Origin of the sequence: Flagellimonas hymeniacidonis (assembly GCF_008040165.1) — a bacterium.
GTDB lineage: Bacteria > Bacteroidota > Bacteroidia > Flavobacteriales > Flavobacteriaceae > Flagellimonas > Flagellimonas hymeniacidonis.
The window spans coordinates 1,215,543-1,236,052 of sequence record NZ_VRUR01000001.1 but is presented as its reverse complement, the minus strand read 5'-3'; the positions used below and the strand labels follow the sequence as shown (position 1 = coordinate 1,236,052).

Here is a 20,510-nt window from a genome sequence, read left to right as displayed (position 1 = left end):
TTTGCGAGAGAATTCAAAAAGTGTTCCACCTCAATTTAAGACTATATGCGAAATATTATGAAAACCTCAATAGGGGCTTACTCCTTAGTGACCGTGCTTTTTGCCAGCACATTGTTTGCCCAAGAATATCCCACGGTCACCTTTCATTACAGCTATATTCCATTTGATAGGTCATGCGCTAAGTTTACTGAGTTTGAAATCAAGGAAGAATGGATTGAGGAGCTTTATGTAAAGATGGATACTTTACAGGGTTTGTGGAATCATCAAGGACCCACATTACTCCAGAATACGGTAAATATTGTTGGCAAGTCTTTTCTGAAAAAGGAGGTGCACGCTACAATGACACTTTGCAAATTTGGCTCTATGAGCCATCCTTTTTTGCTGAGTATGAGAAAATATCTGTCCACCGCCACAGGGGATGACCCTAGACCTAACTATCATTTCGTTGGTACCGTTTTTCATGAAATACTTCATATCTACGTCTTTGACCTTTTAAAGGACAAAGAAAATGTACCGCTATTGGAAAAATACGGGGATGAGCCCAATAGCGTACGAAACCATTTGCACCTTATGGCCCTTTTCAAAAAAGCTTACCTGCAGGCAGGCATGAAGAAAGAATTGGAGGGAATGACCGAAAGATATGTAGCGTTGGATGGTATATATGGTCGTGCCTGGGAAATTGTGGACCATCTTGAAGATCATGAAGATTTTATTGAAGAACTGAAATAACCAGGCTTTTTTTATTTAGAATGCTACATTTTATAAAGCATATTATAATTAATCATTAAACTGATTTAGCGATGAGAACTATTCAAAAACCTTCGGTGGGAGAATATCCCGAGTATTCGGAAATCTATATGGGATTAATGGATGATGATGGCAGGGTGCTAGAACATCTTTGGAGCAATTTCTTGGAAATAAAGGAATTCGTTTTTTCGATTCCAGAGGAAAAGCTTGTTTATAGATATGCCAAGGACAAATGGACTATAAAGGAAATACTTGTACATCTTATAGATGACGAGCGAATCTTTGCCTATAGGGCTTTGCGTTATGCAAGAAATGATAATACCCCGCTCCACGGATTTGATCAGGATGACTATGCCAAATACTCCCATGCAAACCAGAGGACGTTGAAGAGCATTTTTGAGGAATACGAAACGGTTAGGAAGTCAACCATTTCTTTATTTCTAAATTTGCCCGATGACAGTTTTATGCGAAAAGGCAGTGGTGTTGATTATGACGGCAGTGTCATCAATGAAAGAACGGTAAGGGGACTTGCCTACCATATCGCAGGTCACGAGCTTAGACATTTCAATATTATCAAGGAACGGTATTTCAATTGATTCTGCACTTGCTATTTAATTATGAGAAAACCATCTTCCAAAGTGGTTTATACTCATGATAACCCACTCCGAAGCTAAGAACATTGAATTGATTTCCTTTAAATAGGAATTGTAAATGCATAATAACCATAGCGATATGTTTAGTGAACAAAAAAAGTTCAATTTCAATAACATGAAATTTTTAGTACTTATAACAATGACACTCATTTCAGGGCAAAACTTTGGGCAATCCCATAAAAAAACTGAGATCATAAATATCAATGGAATCAACATGTACTTCGAGGTTCATGGTGAGGGTGAACCTCTATTTTTACTACATGGTTGGACACAGTCCTCCCAATTTTGGTCAGAATACATACCGACCTACGCACAACATTTTAAAGTTTATGCGATTGACCTTAGGGGACATGGTAAATCTTCTGAACTCACTGATGATTTCAGTATAGAAAAAACCGCTTCGGATATTTTGAAGTTGTTGGATTTTTTAAAAATAGAAAAAGCAAAGGCCGTAGGGTTAAGCTACGGAGGGCTTACCCTCTTAAAACTGGCCAGCTTACATCCTGAAAGAATCGAATCGATGGTCTTGATTGGTGTTGCTCCCATATATGATGGTAAAGAAAACACAAATCTAGATAAGACATTCTCTTATGAAAACCTGCCCGATTCGTTCATCAAAGAACTGAAAGAGACACATTACGGAGGAGAAAGCCAAATAAAGAGATTGTTCGACCAAAATCTCAACTATAGAATAAGCATAGGTGATGAAACCTTAAAATCAATAAAAACAAAGGTGCTAATCGTTAATGGAGACCGCGATGAAATAATGGGAATTGATCCAGCCATTACCCTACACAAATTTTTGCCCAATTCCGAATTGTGGATTGTTCCCAATACGGGACATATTGCCATAACGGGTTCAAATCGGTATGTTTTTCTAACGAAGAGCACTCAGTTCTTACAAAATGGAGAGCGTTAAAATGTGGCATCAAGTATGGACAGATACAAGGAAACTTTTGGCACTTGGACAAAGTAGCATCACTATATCAAGACAAGTTCATGATATTTAACCTTACGAGAGTAGTTATGATGTTATCTGCAACTCGATTAAAACCGATAAAGCCAAAATTTAGGCATTGAATGCGCCCCTTGGGAATATTACAAAATATCTCTTATCCCAACGACTTGAATTAAGTAACTCTTTGTAATGATGGGTTCGCTAGAGTCCCAGAAAAAGAACATTTTTTGGGACTTTCTCCATTTTCTCCGTCCATTCTTTTAATCTACCTTTTTTGAGGAGCACAATAAATTTTCTTCAATCATTATTTAACTGAAGCCAACTACAGCACACACTAATTCTTTTGAATCGTTTTTAGGGTTGGGTGACCTCCTGATTATGATTAAATAATATGTTGGTTTTAGATTATTTGCAGGCCCAATCTTATCTAAAAGGATATAAATTTCAAAGATTTACTATTGATGAAAAACCAAAACTTAGGGTAAAATGGGAAAACAATCAAAAGAAAAAAGCCTCCGAATCTCTCGGAGGCCATATGTTCATTGACGTGGTCCCACCTGGGCTTGTAAATAAAGTTAAGGAATATGGCTACATTTTAAACCAGTATATTTATGGGTAAAGAATCTAACCCTAGAGGAGTTAAATAGGGTTTAGGAATTTTTAGTTCAATTCCTGACCCCCAATTTGACCCCTGTTCTACAGACATTCAACCTCTTTAACAATAATTAAATTAAACTTCAGTAAAAGAAGGGTTGCATGTTATACATTCATTTTAATCTCAGATTAGAGAAAATCACTAAAAAAGGGTTGGCCCCGGTTCGTATGATCATCACTTTTAACTCCAACCGGATTAGAAGGGATGTCCGTGGTGTGAAAGTAAAACCCGAAGATTGGAAAAATCAAAGAATAAGACCAAATCTAAAAGTGGAGCCCTACAATTTCCATATTGAACACAATATCGTCCTTGATGAACTTGAAGTCAAAATAAAGAAGATTTACCGCCATGCTATACTTAACGGTGATGAATTGACAAAACCTTATGTTCTCGAAAGATTGAAATGGGGTGCTAAGAAAGAAAGCATAATGGATATTTATTGGGCTTTCGAGGAGTTTGTGGATACACATAGAACAACACGCGCCATTGGGACCATAAAAAAATACGGTTCATGTATAAACTTTATCCGGGATTTTGACCAGGCTAAAAACTATGGGTTAAGTTTCCAGAACTTGGACCAAAGGTTTTATGAGTCCTTCAGGGATTATGCATTTCTGGAGCGTGAAACAATGAACAATTACTTTGGAAAGCTAGTTGCTTTTGTCAAAACCTTTATGAATTGGGCTTTGCTCAGAGGGTATCATTCAAACCAGGAATTCAGAAAGTTCAAAAGGGTCAGCAATGATATTGAGGTCATCTATTTGACGATGGAGGAACTTTTGTTACTCTACAATCATAAATTCAAAACAAGACGTCTAGAATATGTTAGGGACTTTTACTGTTTTGGTTGTTTTACAGGGTTGCGGTTCTCCGACCTTTCCCGATTACGTCCTTCAAATGTCTATGACGACTACCTCAGGCTGTCCATAATTAAGACCAAAAGTATTGATCACAAAGTGCCTTTGAACAAAATGGCAATTGATATTCTGGAAAAGTACAAGGGTAGTATTTATGAGCCCTTACCGCGCATTTCTGGTCAAAAGTTCAATCAATATATCAAGGAATGCTGCGAAATTGTCGGGATTGACAAGCCAGTTAATATTACCCGTTTTATTGGACAAAGAAGAGTGGATAGAGTCTTGCCAAAATATAAACTGATTACAAGCCATACTGCACGGAAAACCTTTGTTACCAATAGCCTTATCCTTGGTATGAACGAGAAGGTTGTAAAGAATATCACAGGACATAAGGATGAGGCCTCATTTATGAAATATTTGGATATAGCAGAACATTTTAAAAAAAATGAAATGAGCAGGACATGGGACAAAATCTAAAACAAATAATAATTATCAAATAATCATTGTAGAATCCTAATTAATTAAATTATGAGTAAGACAGTTTTGTATGCCTATTCCAAACAAGATTTGGAAAAAATTGTAGAATACGTAATTAACAAAGTACGTAAGACCGAATTGATAAGCGATGTGAGTGTTGCACCAGAAGAAGATAGATTGACCCAACAAGAGGCATGTGACCTTTTGGGAGTGACGGTCCAAACTTTGATTAAATGGAAAAAGAAAGAATTGATTCCTTATTACCAAGTTGGGCGATCCATATTCTTTTCCAAAAAAGAACTGTTGAACATTGCCCGGAACAACCCGAAACTAGTTAGCCCAACTAGAATGTAAACGAAAAAACCCTCGTCATGAAAACCACAGCAAAAGTACTCCAGCCCTTGCGCTTTGTAAACGCATATTATGATTTTACGGCCACACAAAAAGACTTCATCATGTTGGTACAACATATGACCAGCAAACAAAAGGAAATTGTAAGTAATTTCAAGATAGATTTAAAACCGTATTTCTTGGCAAAGGGCCTGACCCTGGAAGATATTCGGCAGAACCATTATAAGGAACTGACAGAGGATCTGTTGGAATCAAAAGTGACTTTTAAATATCTAAAAGGCGATACGCTTTATTCGATTTACAACCTATTCAGTAGATGTATTGTCAATCAAAATTTTATACTGGAGGTTTCAATTTTGGATGATGTTCTTCCATTGTTCTACATCAACAAACTCGATGAAGGCCACTTCCAAGAAAACAGATTGGTAAGGGAATTGTTCGAACAAAGTTTTCCGAAATACGACCAATATATTTCATATTACCCGCAAACTTTTATTGAATTTAAGGAAAGCCAGACTAAAAAATTGTTTGAAAAGCTCTTGGCCTTCAGCAAACTCCAAAAATACACCTTTGAATTTTCAAAGGATGAACTTTATTTGATTTTAGGCTATGGCCATTTACGGGACAAGTCCCAAGAAAAGTTACAACAGAACATATTTAAAATATCTGATCAAGAATTTGTACAGACTTCGTACAAAGGTGTGGATGGATGGAAGAGCTTAAGACGACAACTAAATAAATGGTTGAAAGAAATCTCGGATAAAAAAGACACCGGTATAATAGTTGTGCCAAATGGCAATAATTATTTTTCAACTAGAGGAAAACCAATCCGTAGTATTATGGTCCAGGTTGAATATGATAATTTGTCAACTTTGAACAATGATCAGCGAATAGCCTATGAATTTCTGACCAAGTACGAGCTCTCCCATAAGCAAATCTTGAAAATCATTGATAGATTTGCTTTTAAGGACATTAAGGCCAGAATTCATAACCGATTGGTGGCCAAGACAGGATTTGACGGTAAGCGATATTATGGAGAATATCAAAGAGCAGACCATAGGAAAATAGAAAATGTTCCAGGTTATATTTATGGAGTAGTTTTTAGTAATGATAAACTATAATCTTTGCCTTATTGTTTAAGAAGGCAGCCCAGGTTAAGATTAAAGGAAATTAAACACTTTACTTTTCATTTCTTTTAGTATATCATTATTATAGTCGGATACTATTGTAGGAGGTATAAAATAACCATATTTTAATACGTTATCATTACCTCAAGGAAAAAGTATTGGATAACTACTACTTTACTTTGGATATCATTACCTTTTAGGGTAGGTTTATATATCCTAACGTTGTACCCAATTTGAAAAATGAATGAACTAGTATTTGAAATAAATTCTAACGAGGAAATTTGGGAACTTTTTGACAAGGACTTGAATTCAATTTTCATCCACAAGTTTGTGCCGAATGAAGTAATTCAATGGTGGAAAACGGATTTGAAAACTCAAAGCGGAACTGAATTCAAAAATCTATCTGTCCGACAAATGGAAATGGACGTTCAGACCGACTTAAGTGGATTGAAAAAAATACTCAAATTGAACACAAATCAATTGCGGATTTACCAATTCGAAAAACCTATTTCGGACACTCTAGAAATTGACAGATTACCTGAAAAGAATAGAAATCAGGTTTTAAAGCAAAATGGGTTAAAACATTTCTTTTTTGTAGACTTTGAGTTTATAACGATTGGGAGTTTTGAGCTTGACTTTATAAGTGGAATTGAGCGGAATCCAAAATTTGAGAAACGAATTGCGGAAAGGAAACAAAGACTAACTGAATAAAAACTGGGTACAACAACAGCTATAACTCATAGCTTCGCTACGAAATCATAGCCAAGACCGTTAGGCACAATTAAAGCAAAATGTTCAATCCAACAAGAAGAAATAGAAATATTGGAACAGCTAAACAAGGATTTGGACAGGATAATTCTTTAGAAATACCAAGACCTTTAGAACCGTTTCGAGAATTTTACGAGCGTCTTGAAAACTACTCAATTGATTATAGAACAATAAATAGTCACGAATTTGTATTTATAACAGAAGAAACTCGAAAAGATTCTGCTCACGCTTGTACTATCAGAGACATTAGTGAAATAATTAAAAATATACCTAAAGCAGATTATGGAGATTTAAGATTTATTGTCTTAAGACAACCAAAACGAAAAGAGGAAATTAAATCTTCTGTTTGGGGCAGGTTGATTTATTCTTACGAATTCGAAAACGATTATTTCCCTGCAATAATTCTTGAGGCACAAAGTCGAGATAAAAAACTTAAATGGAGCAGAAAACTTGGATTAGATGGACAAAAAGAACTGAAAAGACTTAAAGAGGACGGACATATTTTTCAAGAAGACAAAAGAAATTATATAGCAGAATTTGACTTAAATGCGATTAGAAACACGCAACTATATCGAACTTTAATACACGAATTTGGACATTATGTTCATTATTTGGAATTTGTAGAAAGACCAGGTTTTGAGGAGGAAGAGTTTTCAGAATGGGAAAAACGAAATGATAGATATTTTCAGCTTCCCAGTTCTGAGAAAGAGAAATATGCACATAATTATGCAGATAAACTAAAAAAAGAATTGACAGAAAATGGAGTGATACCATTTGACAAAAAGGAATAAAAATAACTGTGCCTAACAAGGTGTATAAAACATAGCTAGTAAGTCCTAAATCGAAGGGTTTGTGTTTATTTGCAAAGACCGCCAAATTTTTAAATTCGGCTTTTAAGATTGATAAGTTAAAAACAAAATATAAAAATTCGGCTCTGTATTTATCCGAAAAGCTAGCGTCTTTTTACACGCTACGTTTCATACACAAAACCGTTACCATACATTTTGAACAATTTAATTAGTCATACCCTTTTTTCGATTCTGTTCATTGTTCCAATCATTATGAACGGACAAGATTCGCTTGAAAACCAAATTCTTGGGACTTGGGAGCATGAAAAACCCAAACAAGACCCAGAACTTTTATTAAGGCCTAAAAGTGAAAAGGAATCAAATCATGTTTCCAAAAGCATTTACTTATTTCAAAAGGACGGAATATTGGATATTAAAGAAGATTTTGGACAATTCAAGGCAAAATATTCGATTTCTGATTCAATATTAACTATAGGAACACGGAAATACCGAGTACTTGAGTATTCACTAAACCAATTTTCTTTGGAAGAATTAGGGGATTTAGTTCTTTTCAAAAAGAAACTGGAATTTAAGCGAACTGAGGATACGATTGAACCGATTCAATTCAATGAACAAGTATTGGAATTCTATAAAAACGGAAAACCAAAAATCTCTGGGCAAAAGGAAGGTGGATTTGAAAATGGGGTGTGGACGGAGTGGTATGAAAATGGACATGTGAAATCCGTGATATACTATAACATGGGAGCACCCCTAATGACTGCCAAGTTTAACAAGAAAGGTTTATTAATATCAAAGAACTGGTTTGACTTAAATTCAAACTCTGTACGAACGGACTAAAAAACGTATGGTAACAAGGGCTATAATTTATAGCTGCAATTCGTTAACTTGAAACTTAGAAACTATCCACGGCTGGATTTGCCACGGCGGGAAATCTAACGATTTCCAACGCCGCCACAAATCATAGCCGAGACCGTTGCCATTAATTTGAATGAAACTAACTGACCAAATAAAAATCCGAGAGCTGAAATTCAAACCAAAGGTTGAAATTTTAGAAAATACTGTTGAATTGAACGACATCGGAATTTCGATTCCAATACCCAACGGATTTACAGTTGATGACGGCGGAATTTTTGAAAGTTTTAAAACAGAATATGTTTTTCCAGAAAACTCGGAATTTTCAAAAAAAGACAGAGAAGACTTTAAAAACCGGATTTTCCCACCTGTTTTTACACTCAAAAAAAATAATGGAAGACCAATCATTGCGTGCTACTTATTTGACATTAGAGCATTGAAAGGTGGAAGCAACCTGAACATTCGGAGCATAAACAAGTTTGAGTTAATGTGGACACCATATTTAGCAAAAAAGACAAACGAAGTTCCAATGAATGCCAAAAGAATTCTGAAAAACGACTTGACTGGAGCACTTTCGACCGAATACGGATTTGAATATAAAATTAAAAATGGAACTGAACCAATTCCTTCAAGTTTAAGAATATTGACTTACGAAGTTGGGAATTTTGTATTGACTTTTTATTTAGTTTACGACAATGCGAATGACCTGAAACAGACCGAATTGGATTCTTTCATTGACGGAATAAAAACTAATGGCAACAATGGCTATAATTCATTGTGGCAAAAAGCTAAATCGATGTTTAATCTATAAATCTAACGGCAGGATTTCAGCGGAATAATCCTTCGGATGATTCCACAACGAAATCATAGCCGGGACCGTTAGGAAAAATACCTGCGGTCGTTCAAGCCGTATCGCGCAGCGATACCCCCTCTTGAACTATTTCTCCTAACGGCCACACAGTACGACTGCCATTTCGCCCAGATTAACCTTATATTTAATACCCAATAACAGGCTCTCACAACCGCTGTTCGCTACATTTCCTAACATAGGCCATGGCGAATCAGCGTCTAATGGCTCACAGTAGCTAATGCAAGCTCCGCTCGCAACACTACTCGCCATAGCCGTGTGGCCGTTGTGCTTAATTATGACAGAACCTAAGAAAAAGACCATAAATAATAATATGCGAAGAACTTGTTTCTTTTGTTCTGAAATTATTGAGGACAAAAAAACTCAAGAGCATATAATTCCTGATAGCCTATTAGGAAAATTAGGCATTAAAGAGGAGACAGTTACTGGTAAAGGAGTGTTTCAATATAGTCGTGTAAAGGTTCCTGCACATAAGGATTGTAATAGTAATTTTGGGAGTGAATATGAAAATGAAATTCTCAAATTACTTGATGAACCAGAGAAACTATTTGAGGAAATCAAAAAGGAAGAATCTGGAATATCAATAATTTATAGTCCAGACAATTCTTCAACATCTTTAATTTCCACTTGGCTTTCCAAGATTTATTACGGACTATTTTATAATGATTATTTAAAAATAGACGATTTAGAACACAAAGAAACTGCTGAAAAGATAATTAACACCGACAATTTTAGAATGATACAAAACGCATATAAAGATGGTGTCGGATTTTGCCTTCCATCAAGTTTATATGTGTTCGAATCTGACAAAGATTTTTTTGATTTAAGGACTTTTGTGTATCCCAAAATGATAATGATTAAAATCAAAAAAATGGTTTTCATTTTGGCAATAGAAGATGGTTTTTTGACAAAGAACTATCTAAATGAAGAATTATTATCGGATTTTAGAAAAGGTCTATTATTGGAGGAACAGAGAAATGATAAATTTCCACTTCATCTTTATGCACTTGCGGAGATAATGGCTTTGAGGATGTGTATTCCTAAGACACCTTCGTTTGTTTACTCTAAAAAAGAAATAATGAATATGAGTTTATCAACTGGTGTGAAAAACCCTGAAGAATATTATAAAGTTGACGAAGAACTAATTGCAGAAACTCGAAATGAAATACTTGAGAGTTTTAATGTGAAAATAAAATAACTAAGCACAACACCGTGTATAATTCATTGCTAATACTCGCCTACTTACGAAAATCCGCGAGGATTTTCTATTCGGTTTGTATTTGCTAAATTAGGTGCTGAAATACGCAACGAAATCATACACTTTACCGTTAGGAAAAATACCTGCGGTCGTTCAAGCCGTATCGCGCAGCGATACCCCCTCTTGAACTATTTCTCCTAACGGCCACACAGTACGACTGCCATTTCGCCCAGATTAACCTTATATTTAATACCCAATAACAGGCTCTCACAACCGCTGTTCGCTACATTTCCTAACATAGGCCATGGCGAATCAGCGTCTAATGGCTCACAGTAGCTAATGCAAGCTCCGCTCGCAACACTACTCGCCATAGCCGTGTGGCCGTTAGCGCCAATATGAAAAAACTACTACTGATAATATCACTTTTTTACTATTTGACCTCTTTTTCCCAAGAAAATAGAGTTCCTTCTATAGTTGTATTAAGTCCTCAAGAAACGGTTACAGACAAAGCACTTGATTCAATCACGAAAATGTATCAGCGTGAACAGAAATTGACAGAGGAACATAAGCAAAGAGTAAGAGAAAGTAATGGAGAAAATTTCGAACTGAAATCAGAAAAGGAAATCCTATTTATGGAGAAAATGGATTTAGGCTCTCAAATTACATTTGGACTAAATTTCTATTTCAGTTTTAAACTTTTTGAATACTACGAAAACCATATGGTTTATCCAGCACACGAGACAAATAACTCAACAAAATCGGAATTGAAAAAGATTGCGGAAAAACACAATATGAATTGGGTCGTGAATATTCCAAGAGTTGAATTTGTACAGAATGAGAATGGAATGAGTGGAGAAATTAGATATCAACTGTATAATCTAAAATTTGATGAAATTGTCCTTGATGAAGAACTGACAGCTGACGACCAAAACCCAGGATTTACATTCGCTTGTGAATCTGGAACTATTAATTGTGTGACGAATAATTTGACAAGCGTCATTTCTAACAAGGTACTCGGATTCTTAAATAAAAATAGAAAATACTGGCGCTAACAATGGCTATAATTCATTGTGGTTTTGTGCCATACCAAAATAAAAGTATAAATCAAACGGCTGGATTTCGGCGGAATAATCCTGCGGATGATTCCACAACGAAATCATAGCCGAGACCGTTACCTGCAATTATGAAAAAACCTTTTATAATTTACATCATTCTAGCTCTAGCAATTATTGGTAAAAGCTGCAAACAAAAAGTTGAAGAAAAAACTGTAGTTATTGACGGCCAAGAAATTGAGACTACGGAATCAGAAGGCAGACCTTCTAGTAATACTTCTTTAAAAGAATTAACGGAAGAACAACTTCAACTAATCGAGAAGGACATTGAAAAAGCGAAAATATTTGCCGAAAAGTATTCGAAGGTCAATCAAGGTATTTTAGAATCAAAAAATCTGGATTTAATTCTAAATGCATGGAAAATGGACTTATCACCGGAAAAAGAATCCGAAGAGTTAGTTGTTGCTCTTATTGGTAGTGCTTTTGGACAAAATATTGTGGACAATTTGGACTGTGAATGGAAAGTGTTAAGTGACGAGTATGGTACCGATTTAACTGTTATACATAAAGAATATAAGATTAATGGATTCCCCTATTCATCTGTCTATAAGGCTATAGTTGAAGAACGTGAAAAATCACTTGATGGAATTGAATTAATAATTAAAAGTAAAATTCAAGAGGCAAAAAGTGAAATGGAAATTGATATTCGAGAAAAATAACTGCAGGTAACAATGCCTATAATTAATACGGACTTCGGTCTTTAAGTCGAGGTCTGTGTATATTTATAAAGTCGCAAAATCTTTGGGATTTTGCTTTAGACAAAAAAAGAAAAAACAAAACCAAAAGCTTTTGCTTAGCGCGTAGCTGGAAATCCGTCGGATTTCTGCGCCGCACTAAGCATAGCCGAGACCGTTGGCATTCATTATAAAAAATCAATCAAGATTTGAGGACTTTAAAAATTATTGTTGGATTTCTATTGCTTTGGGGAGCGGGAGTTGAATATGTTGCGGCAAGTCGCGAAGCAGGCTCTTGGTACTCGGCTGGAGTTATTGGAGGAGTTATAATTATACTTTTGATATGTACTTGGCTAATCGGAACTGGATTTTCCGCAACTAAAAACAAGTTGACCAAGATTCAATTTCTAAAATATTTTGGCATTGCGTTCGGAATTTTCTTTTGTTTCGCTTTCCTCAATGTTGGTCGCAAAATTGTTCCTTCAAATTTTGTTACCGTAAATGGAATAAAAATACCTCTTGGCAAGTGCATAGACGGGAATAAAAGGCTTATCCCCGATGATAAACAACGTGAGGAATTTTGTAAATGTTTCGTTGAAAAGTTAACGGACAACCCTGAATTAAAAGAAAAATACAAAAGTCGACTTGAAAGAGACAAAATAATTGAGGTTTTCAAAGAGGTTCAACAGGATTCTATCTTCCTAAGTATTGGTCTAGACGAATGTTATGGTCAAAATATGGAATGGACTGAGCGTTTAGCAGATTCAATGCGCAAAAACTGGAAAAAGGAACTTGTTGGGACTGAATTTGAAGAAACAAACGATATTGAGAAATATTGCGATTGCCTAATCGATGAATATCAAAAGTACCCCTTTAAAGAAGTAATGGGAGATAAATTTGCGGACAGTCCCGAAGCAGTTTCTATTGATGAAAAATGTACGGAACTGTCAAAAAAATAACGAATGCCAACACGGTGTATAATTAATTGCGGGCGGACGTTTTCCGTTGGAAAAGTCCGCAACTAACCATACACAAGACCGTTAAACTTTATGGTGTGTGCTCTTGAATTAAAAACCATGACAAAATTAGGGCGTAGGCTAGGACATAAAAAAATCCCTCCATTGGAAGGATTCATTTTGTTTAGAATCGTGGATTAAGCATCTCTCTTGGATTTTTCGGTAGTTTCGGTGTTTGACTCATGGGGAAAGAGATTTATCCATACTTGGCCTTTTTCGTTTGGCAATGGATATGAGTTTAATTTCATCGATAGATGACCCTCCTCGTTTTCAAAAACCACTCCAACTTGTTGGTATCGGTTTTTAGCTTCGCCTTTTTCATTTTTAAATGTTCCTGTTGTCTGTACTACATTAAATTTTACTTTACTCATGATTTTTGTTTTATGTTAAACATTATTTATACACGTTTAGAAGGATGTGTAGCCACAATTGGACCGGGATCATGAGCTTGCGAACGCGCAAAAAAAATAACAAGCGCAGCGCCGGCTATTTATTTTGTGATCCCGAAAGGGCAATTGGGGCAGCATCTAAGATTTGTGTTGAAATAATTGTTGTTGAAACAGAAAACAATATGAGTCCAGAACAATGTTGTAAGGACATACAGGTTTAATACATAAAGCTAAATCCGAGCCTCATACAGACTGAGTGATTGACAAGGTTGGGTTCAAATTGATGAGTTAACGCTTTACATCCAAACTGATGTTTGTTCAAGGGGTATTCTTATCCAGGTTTCCTTTAGTCCACTATGGCCAGAAAAGTGAATTTTCCCAATCGAAACATCGGAAAGGTCTAGCATAAAACGAAACCCGCTATGAAGGTCTTCAAAGATTAAACTATCAGCTTTTTCTTTCAGAGTAAAATCTATACGCGACAGCTCAACTCGATTTCTTGACTGAACCCCTAACAATTTGTTGTTTAGGCTTAATGGCGGAAATAGAAAATACTTGTCCTTCCCTTCACATTTCCAATGGGTATAGGTTATGTCTAAATCAGAATTTTCAAAAGATAAGGCCATTATAAATGATGTTTGAATTATCCAAATATGTAAACTAATTTTCAAATATGCCTTAATTAATAATTGAGGATCCTCGAAAAATTTAATGTTTTTTTTAGTCTAAAGATTATCGGTTAATTTTGAAACTTCTTGCCTTCGGTCTATAGACCAAAATACCAACCAAAAAAATATTAACCATTACAACCAATTAAAAATGAAAACAATTGAAACCATTATCGTCCTTTTGACGGCAATTTTTATTATTACCAAAATCATCATCAATTTCAGGACCATCCTTTGTTACTATTTTAGAAAGCACCCCGCTTGCGGATGTTGATTTCTTCTCTATCATAATGGAGGATTTGTGCCGGACTTAATTTAAAAAGGTTCTTAACTTCCCAACCTAAAAGCGTGTCGACTTTTACAAGCCGTATAGGTCTGGATTGAACCCGTCGGGATAATCTCCCAAATCGTGTGTTGTGTCTAGCTCTAACTCATTATCGTAATTCTCAATCTTCCCAGCAACCAAGGCCGATGTGTAAGCTTCGATTGTTTTGAAATGCTCATGGCTACGAAATTCCTTGGTTTTTCCAAACTCTGATGCTATTTCAGCTTCAAGTGTATAGTTAGCCTTGATGTTTTCAAGGTTTGTGATAAACACCTGGTCTAAGACAACGATTTTGATTTCTTGATTTTTCATAATTAAGATTTTAGATTATACAATATTTGCCAAGTCCCAAATGCTAGTAAAATTTCAGCTCAATAAGGAAACGGAATAAAAAGAGCGAAGTATGAGTCTGGTTATGCCGTAGTCTTTTGATGGGAATATTTTACGTGTTTACCTTTGCATTCATATTGTATTATGAATTTTCTTTCTATTATTTTTTATCTGTCTTAAAGAAGCTCTCAGGCATTCTATTTAACATAAAACCTGTTATAGGACTTTCTATTCACCTGCCCTACAGGCTTTTACATTTTTTGAGTGCCTTAGAGGGGCTTAAAATGGGTCAAAATCTTACAGTTTTTAACGATATCGGCCAGATTGCTCTTACAGATTGAAAGTAAAAAAAGCCCTGTGAAAACAAAAATTTCCAAAGGGCCTTTAAGCCATGCGTAGTATCTACTGTTGATGCCTGAATTGGTACCAGGCATTCCCAATTACCAATCCAATGGATTTGGGATTGGCGGTAATTCGATTCTTACTTTTGGAAGTTTCGGTATCTCAATCTTTGGAGCATCCAATTTTACCCCCCATTTATTTGGCTGCAGAGGATTGTCCAATACCTGTCTAATAGTGTGGTTTTCACCCATGCCCAAAACATTATAGATTTCACGCTTGGCCTCATTGGGCATGCTGTTTTCACCACCTAGGACATTCCCTTTGAATAGCTCTCCGACATCAACATGTGTCCATGCTGGAGGAAGTATCAAAGACCAGCCATCCGTATAATAAGCTATCGCCATTTGAATAGCCTGCTCCATTATTAGCTCCTCATTAGAAGGACAGACGTTGTTTTTCTTAAAATCAGCAATGTCCCTCGTTTTTTGTTCTTTAAGACAGCTCAACCGTTCAATGAGGTTAACCTTGCCCAATCCTGGCCAGTAATAGTTGGTCGGGTCTGCTTTGACTTCCAAGGTTCCTTCAAGAGTTGTCTGCGTCATATGAATGTCATGGTCGTAAAACTCAGAAATTCGCTTTATCGTTTCAAAAATATATTCCTTGCACTCAGAATTTCCAGAATAAACCATATCTAGGTTTGCTGCATTGTTATTGGAAAAAACCAACACAGGGAAAAGAATCAAAACAAGGGTCGATACTAAAGTAACTTTTGGGGCAATCAGGGAAAAAGACATAAGTTAAAAATTAGGGTTATATAATATTCTCGTTTGAATTTTTGAATATGCCTTAATTTTTTTTGTTAATTATTGTCTATTTAATAAAAAATGAAGGTTTCAATAGAATTCGAAAACACTTACGCAATAAAGCAGATGAATGGATTTCCAACTTCATCTTTTTAACAATTTTATCGATGAAATACCTTCTATTTTAAGATATAGAATTGTTATTCATCCAAAATCGGATAGTAGATATATCGGCTACCAAAACAATCTATTATATAATCACCTATTATCTGTATATCAAATAATTACTATATTTAAGTTTCCCCTTTAGCTCCCCTGGATTTAATTGTATAAACTCCTAATCATTGCATTCTGGAGCTATTTAGTTTTAAACATTCAAAAACATATATCATGAAAGAAAAAGTGTTTAGCAATAGGGGTAAGACCTATAAAATGCCCAAAATAGGAGAATTAGTTTCACAAACACCTGTTTGTTATTGTAATTGTACGGAGTCTGTATGGATTACTGGGGGCTATACCACTGTTTGGCCCGAAAATTTTGAAGGTGAAGATTCTCTCTCAAATCTGCTTGTAAAACAAGATGAGGATGCACCTGATTTAACAGAAACAGCGATTAAAGGTATAATAGAAGCTCGATTTGATGCGTGGTCGTTAAGTACAATGAAAAAGACTGGATGTACAAACCCCGATTGCGAGTGTGATTTTGAAGGTGTCCAATTTGTTGAAGATGAAACCAGTAAAACTTCTGTTGTGATGACTGTTCGTTGGGGAGTACCAGTATATGTAGAGGGCCATCTCCATTTTTGGAGGTATTCCATAAAAATTGACGTGGACATTTCGAAACACACCAGGACAGTAAGTTGCAAACCAAAGGCTGGAACGGAATTTGAGCTTCCGGTTTGGATGGGTCCATTCTAATATAAAAGAAACAAAATTAATTCATAACCCTTAGTTAATGGATTCTTCACTGATATGTTGTACAAACTCAGCATATTTCTTTTCAAGTTTGGCATAATCCATGTCCTTTGCCAAAAGCTCAAGGGCTTCCCTTATTATTCCACCTTTTGAAATATTGTCCGCTCCTGGCGTGGTCAGTTCCTTTATTTTTTGGATTCTATCTAATAGTACTTTTGTAGAAACACCATGCCTAACGGTAAAGGTGTGTTGCTTCTCTTTTGGAGTGGTTGTTTTTGGTCCCCGCTTTTTTGGGTTCTGTGAACTTGAGTTGTTTGGTGGAAGAAGATTTTCTATTCCCATGAGGTTTAATTTAGGTTCTTAATCAATTTTAATATTTCCTTTGCTAAGTTAGAGTAATCCAAAGCGCCTTTGCTTTGATTATCGTATTCAAAAATGGTCATCCTATAATCCTTATGCTGCGAATTTTCAATTGCAGTATTTCTTCTAATCCTTGTTTTAAAAAGAGCCATTTCCCAATTATTATCTTTAAAATCCTGTTCAATACTCTTGCTTATTTTCAGTCGTTTGTCAAAATGTGTTACGAGTATGCCCAATAAATTTAGTTTTGGATTTATGCTCTCACGAATACCACCAATAAAATCAATCATAATGTTTACTCCATCCATGCTAAACTGGGTTGCCTGTACGGGAATAATGACATAGTTTGAAGCAGTAAGGGCGTTGACCGTTACCAGGTTCATATCTGGAGGGCAATCGATAAAAACAAAGTCATAATTGCTCTCCAACCTATCCAATGCTTTCTTCAAAATGGATTCTCTGGCCAATTCGCCTTGAATCAAAAGGTCGATACCAACAAAATCAACGGAGCTTGGGATTAGATCAAGGTTTTTTCTAACATTGACAACATCAAATTTTCTTTTTAGGAATAGATCATTAATTGATGTTTTAGCCCCTTCCATACCAAGGTTTTTTGTCAGATTGGCCTGTTTGTCGCAATCAATAAGTAGCACCTTTTTCTTTTTGGATATATATGCAGCAAGGTTAAGACAGGTAGTTGTCTTGGCAACTCCTCCTTTTTGGTTGCTTATTGCTATAATTTTCATTCAATAGAATTATGTAGTTTGATTTCAGGGCCTTGCCTCAATGTCCAGTCAAATTGACTTTGTTTTTAATAGAATTCATACCTAGACTACATGAATAATTATAAATATACAAAATAGTTTAAATAAAATAAATAGTCTAAATAGACTGATTACTTCTTTTGAAACAAGAGCTTAACCTTGAATTCTGAATCAAGGACCAATTGCGCGCTAAAGGGCTTTCCCGCCTTACTCTTAAATCCTTTTAGTTTGGAGGTTTCCCGTTTATGAATTAGGTTACTAACCTGAGTATCGGTCAATTTTTTACCAAATGAGGAGAGCCAAATCGTAAAATTGCATTTTGGGTCCGCGTTCCAATTCGTACAATAAGCGCTTTTCTTTCCTTTTCGTATCTCACCTCCAGAACACTTAGGGCAACTACCAAAACTAAAGTCCCTTTCCTTTTCTTCTGAAGTTTGGAGTTCTTTAACCATTTGTGCTGATTCAAGCAGCTTGGGAAAAGTAATATTTACATAGCTGCGGATCTCTGACATAAATTCTTCATAGGCCAAATCTCCACGTTCTACTTGCTTAAGCTTAAACTCCCAATCCCCTGTAAGTTCAGGAGAGCATACGGACAGCTCCTTAATGGAATTGATAAGCCCCGCCCCAATTTCCGTTGGCAATAACTTTCCTTTGGCCCGGATTATATACTCGCGTTTTATAAGTGTCTCGATAATGGCCGCTCTTGTGGCTGGAGTTCCCAGGCCCCTTTCTTTAAGTCCCTCTCGCAGCGATTTATCCTGGACAAATTGCCCTGCCGTTTCCATTGACCCTAAGAGTGAACTCTCGGTATAGATGGGCTTGGGTTTGGTCATTCCCTCATGTATAACGGTTTCAAGAATTGTCCTGCATTCTTTGGGCTGCAATGTAGGCAGCATAGCTTCCGGTTCCCCTTCAGGAGAAAGCACTCTCCACCCAATTTTAAGGGTTTGTTTGCTACTTGTGTTAAAAAACTGCTCCCCAATAATCGTCTGCAGTCTTCTGGTAGTTTTCTCGCAATCTGGTAAGAAAGATTGGTAAAAACGTTGTACAATCATTAAATAAAGGTTTTTCTCGACTTCAGAGAGATCATCCAACCGACCAGTTTTTCCTGTAGGTATGATGGCGTGATGGTCAGTTACTTTACCATTATTGAAAACAGGATTATCTGTAACCCCTTTGATACAGGTTTCTTTAAGTGAATCCGTTGTGATTTCTCTAATAGAAATAGTGTCCATTTTTTCGAACGTCTTTATGATTTCAGGTTTTTGGATAACGGTGAGATATTGGCTGTCCGTTCGAGGATAGGTTACAAGCTTATGACGCTCATAGAGTGCCTGAGCTGTATCCAAGGTTTGTTTTGCCGTATACTTATATACCTTATTAGCCGTTCGTTGTAGGGTGGTTAGGTCATAGAGCAAAGGAGCTTTTTCTCTACTAACCTTATTAGTACTTTCAATGGGCGCTGACATACTGTCCTTTAGGTCGTTTAAAAGTAGCTCAGCACTTGCCCTATCTTTATATTTCTCCTCACAGGACAAGACAAAAGGTTTATTTGGGTCCTCTAAGGTAATTTTTGGAATAAAGAAAGCGGTAGATTGAAAACTAGTATGTTCACTATACCTGTCAACTATCAGCCGTAGAGTAGCCGTTTGAACTCTGCCTATAGAGAGGGGCTTTCCTTTTCCACTGGCAAGGGTATAACCTTGGGTAAAATTAATACCTACCAACCAATCCGCTTCACTGCGAGCACGAGCAGCATGATAGAGTAGGTCAAACTCGGCTATAGGGCGTAATTGCTCCAATCCTTTGCGGATGGTGTTATCCGTCAGGTCCGAAATCCATAAACGCTTAATAGTGACGTTTTCAGCCGGAATGGCAAGTAGATGAATATACCTATAAATCAATTCTCCTTCCCTACCCGCATCTGTGGCAACGATGATTTCTTTACAATTCTTAAATAAGGATTCAATAACCTTGAACTGTTTTTTAATACTGGGGTCTTCAATTATTTCCAATTTAAAAGGTTGAGGAATAATTGGAAGATGGTTCAAAGACCATTTTTCATAGCCGTAGGCTTTAGGCATTGATAGTCCGACAAGGTGGCCAATTGCCCATGTTACTTGATAGTCGTTACCTTCAAAGTAACCATCTTTTCTGGTAGAGGCCCCAACAACGGAGGCAATAGTGCGAGCTACGCTCGGTTTTTCTGCGAGAATTACTTTCATTTTGACGAGTCATTAAAGATTACTTAATACTTTAAATATAATAAATATTATATTTATATCTAATATACTATTTATTATAAATTGTGGAATTCTTTACAAACAACTTAGTTTGCAATCAAGTATGAAATTCTGGGTATATCCCCATAGGACCAGAAAATTCTATGATTCTTTTACTTAGGAAGGAAATTCTAATATTCAATTGAACATAATCATTACCAATATTTGTTTGAAAAATTCATAGATTCATTGGATTATATCATATTT

At 36.0% G+C, this 20,510-nt stretch carries 23 protein-coding genes; 15 read left to right on the top strand and 8 right to left on the bottom strand.

All coding sequences use genetic code 11. The annotated features are described in order from the left end of the window. Positions 1-57: 57 nt before the first annotated feature. The 14 genes from FVB32_RS05535 to FVB32_RS05470 all read left to right on the top strand — a co-directional run bounded on the left by FVB32_RS05535 (position 58) and on the right by FVB32_RS05470 (position 13,065). Positions 58-729 (top strand): hypothetical protein, encoded by a 672-nt coding sequence (locus FVB32_RS05535; protein WP_147741986.1) that lies wholly within the window; start codon positions 58-60, stop codon positions 727-729. Between the two features lie 71 nt (positions 730-800). Then, complete coding sequence (locus tag FVB32_RS05530) at positions 801-1,343, top strand: DinB family protein (RefSeq protein ID WP_147741984.1); 543 nt, start codon at positions 801-803, stop codon at positions 1,341-1,343. A gap of 172 nt (positions 1,344-1,515) precedes the next feature. Then, a complete protein-coding gene (locus tag FVB32_RS05525) occupies positions 1,516-2,319 on the top strand; it encodes an alpha/beta fold hydrolase (protein ID WP_187269510.1) in 804 nt (267 codons plus the stop codon). 795 nt (positions 2,320-3,114) lie between these two features. Then, positions 3,115-4,347: a site-specific integrase gene (locus FVB32_RS05520; protein ID WP_147741980.1), complete on the top strand. Its 1,233-nt coding sequence runs from the start codon at positions 3,115-3,117 to the stop codon at positions 4,345-4,347. A gap of 51 nt (positions 4,348-4,398) precedes the next feature. Then, positions 4,399-4,701 carry a helix-turn-helix domain-containing protein gene (locus FVB32_RS05515; RefSeq protein ID WP_147741978.1) on the top strand — a complete coding sequence of 101 codons (303 nt, stop codon included), beginning with the start codon at positions 4,399-4,401 and terminating at the stop codon, positions 4,699-4,701. Between the two features lie 17 nt (positions 4,702-4,718). Continuing rightward, complete coding sequence (locus FVB32_RS05510) at positions 4,719-5,819, top strand: hypothetical protein (protein WP_147741976.1); 1,101 nt, start codon at positions 4,719-4,721, stop codon at positions 5,817-5,819. Between the two features lie 246 nt (positions 5,820-6,065). Next, a complete protein-coding gene (locus tag FVB32_RS05505; RefSeq protein ID WP_147741974.1) occupies positions 6,066-6,536 on the top strand; it encodes a hypothetical protein in 471 nt (156 codons plus the stop codon). An 80-nt stretch (positions 6,537-6,616) separates the two neighbouring features. Then, complete coding sequence (locus tag FVB32_RS05500) at positions 6,617-7,384, top strand: hypothetical protein (protein WP_147741972.1); 768 nt, start codon at positions 6,617-6,619, stop codon at positions 7,382-7,384. Positions 7,385-7,654: 270 nt separating this feature from the next. After that, the gene (locus FVB32_RS05495; RefSeq protein ID WP_147741970.1) at positions 7,655-8,239 is read left to right on the top strand and encodes a toxin-antitoxin system YwqK family antitoxin; all 585 of its coding nucleotides are present in this window, start codon (positions 7,655-7,657) and stop codon (positions 8,237-8,239) included. A gap of 151 nt (positions 8,240-8,390) precedes the next feature. Then, positions 8,391-9,065 (top strand): hypothetical protein, encoded by a 675-nt coding sequence (locus tag FVB32_RS05490; protein ID WP_147741968.1) that lies wholly within the window; start codon positions 8,391-8,393, stop codon positions 9,063-9,065. A gap of 334 nt (positions 9,066-9,399) precedes the next feature. Beyond that, positions 9,400-10,320 (top strand): HNH endonuclease, encoded by a 921-nt coding sequence (locus FVB32_RS05485; protein ID WP_147741966.1) that lies wholly within the window; start codon positions 9,400-9,402, stop codon positions 10,318-10,320. Between the two features lie 395 nt (positions 10,321-10,715). After that, positions 10,716-11,372: a hypothetical protein gene (locus tag FVB32_RS05480; RefSeq protein ID WP_147741964.1), complete on the top strand. Its 657-nt coding sequence runs from the start codon at positions 10,716-10,718 to the stop codon at positions 11,370-11,372. A 131-nt stretch (positions 11,373-11,503) separates the two neighbouring features. Continuing rightward, entirely contained in the window at positions 11,504-12,091 is a 588-nt protein-coding gene (locus FVB32_RS05475) for a DUF3806 domain-containing protein (protein ID WP_147741962.1), read from the top strand. 224 nt (positions 12,092-12,315) lie between these two features. After that, on the top strand, positions 12,316-13,065 hold the full coding sequence (locus tag FVB32_RS05470) for a hypothetical protein (RefSeq protein WP_147741960.1): 750 nt from the start codon (positions 12,316-12,318) through the stop codon (positions 13,063-13,065). Positions 13,066-13,259: 194 nt separating this feature from the next. Here FVB32_RS05470 and FVB32_RS05465 read toward each other — a convergent pair whose 3' ends face one another. The 5 genes from FVB32_RS05465 to FVB32_RS05450 form a co-directional block, all read right to left on the bottom strand. Beyond that, positions 13,260-13,493, bottom strand: coding sequence for a hypothetical protein (locus FVB32_RS05465; protein WP_147741958.1), 234 nt, complete (start codon positions 13,491-13,493; stop codon positions 13,260-13,262). Between the two features lie 314 nt (positions 13,494-13,807). Next, on the bottom strand, positions 13,808-14,137 hold the full coding sequence (locus FVB32_RS05460) for a hypothetical protein (RefSeq protein ID WP_147741956.1): 330 nt from the start codon (positions 14,135-14,137) through the stop codon (positions 13,808-13,810). 187 nt (positions 14,138-14,324) lie between these two features. Beyond that, on the bottom strand, positions 14,325-14,468 hold the full coding sequence (locus FVB32_RS17705) for a hypothetical protein (RefSeq protein ID WP_187269508.1): 144 nt from the start codon (positions 14,466-14,468) through the stop codon (positions 14,325-14,327). 69 nt (positions 14,469-14,537) lie between these two features. Beyond that, positions 14,538-14,816: a hypothetical protein gene (locus tag FVB32_RS05455; protein ID WP_147741954.1), complete on the bottom strand. Its 279-nt coding sequence runs from the start codon at positions 14,814-14,816 to the stop codon at positions 14,538-14,540. Positions 14,817-15,274: 458 nt separating this feature from the next. Further along, on the bottom strand, positions 15,275-15,970 hold the full coding sequence (locus FVB32_RS05450) for a hypothetical protein (RefSeq protein WP_147741952.1): 696 nt from the start codon (positions 15,968-15,970) through the stop codon (positions 15,275-15,277). 399 nt (positions 15,971-16,369) lie between these two features. On the opposite strand from FVB32_RS05450, the gene FVB32_RS05445 reads away from it, so the two are divergent. Next, positions 16,370-16,897, top strand: coding sequence for a hypothetical protein (locus tag FVB32_RS05445; protein WP_147741951.1), 528 nt, complete (start codon positions 16,370-16,372; stop codon positions 16,895-16,897). Positions 16,898-16,927: 30 nt separating this feature from the next. On the opposite strand, the gene FVB32_RS05440 is transcribed toward FVB32_RS05445, so the two are convergent. From FVB32_RS05440 to FVB32_RS05430, 3 genes are all read right to left on the bottom strand, one after another. After that, on the bottom strand, positions 16,928-17,236 hold the full coding sequence (locus tag FVB32_RS05440; RefSeq protein ID WP_147741949.1) for a hypothetical protein: 309 nt from the start codon (positions 17,234-17,236) through the stop codon (positions 16,928-16,930). Positions 17,237-17,241: 5 nt separating this feature from the next. Further along, positions 17,242-18,000 carry a ParA family protein gene (locus FVB32_RS05435; protein ID WP_147741947.1) on the bottom strand — a complete coding sequence of 253 codons (759 nt, stop codon included), beginning with the start codon at positions 17,998-18,000 and terminating at the stop codon, positions 17,242-17,244. Between the two features lie 149 nt (positions 18,001-18,149). Next, positions 18,150-20,246 (bottom strand): type IA DNA topoisomerase, encoded by a 2,097-nt coding sequence (locus tag FVB32_RS05430; RefSeq protein ID WP_147741945.1) that lies wholly within the window; start codon positions 20,244-20,246, stop codon positions 18,150-18,152. Between the last annotated feature and the right edge of the window lie 264 nt (positions 20,247-20,510).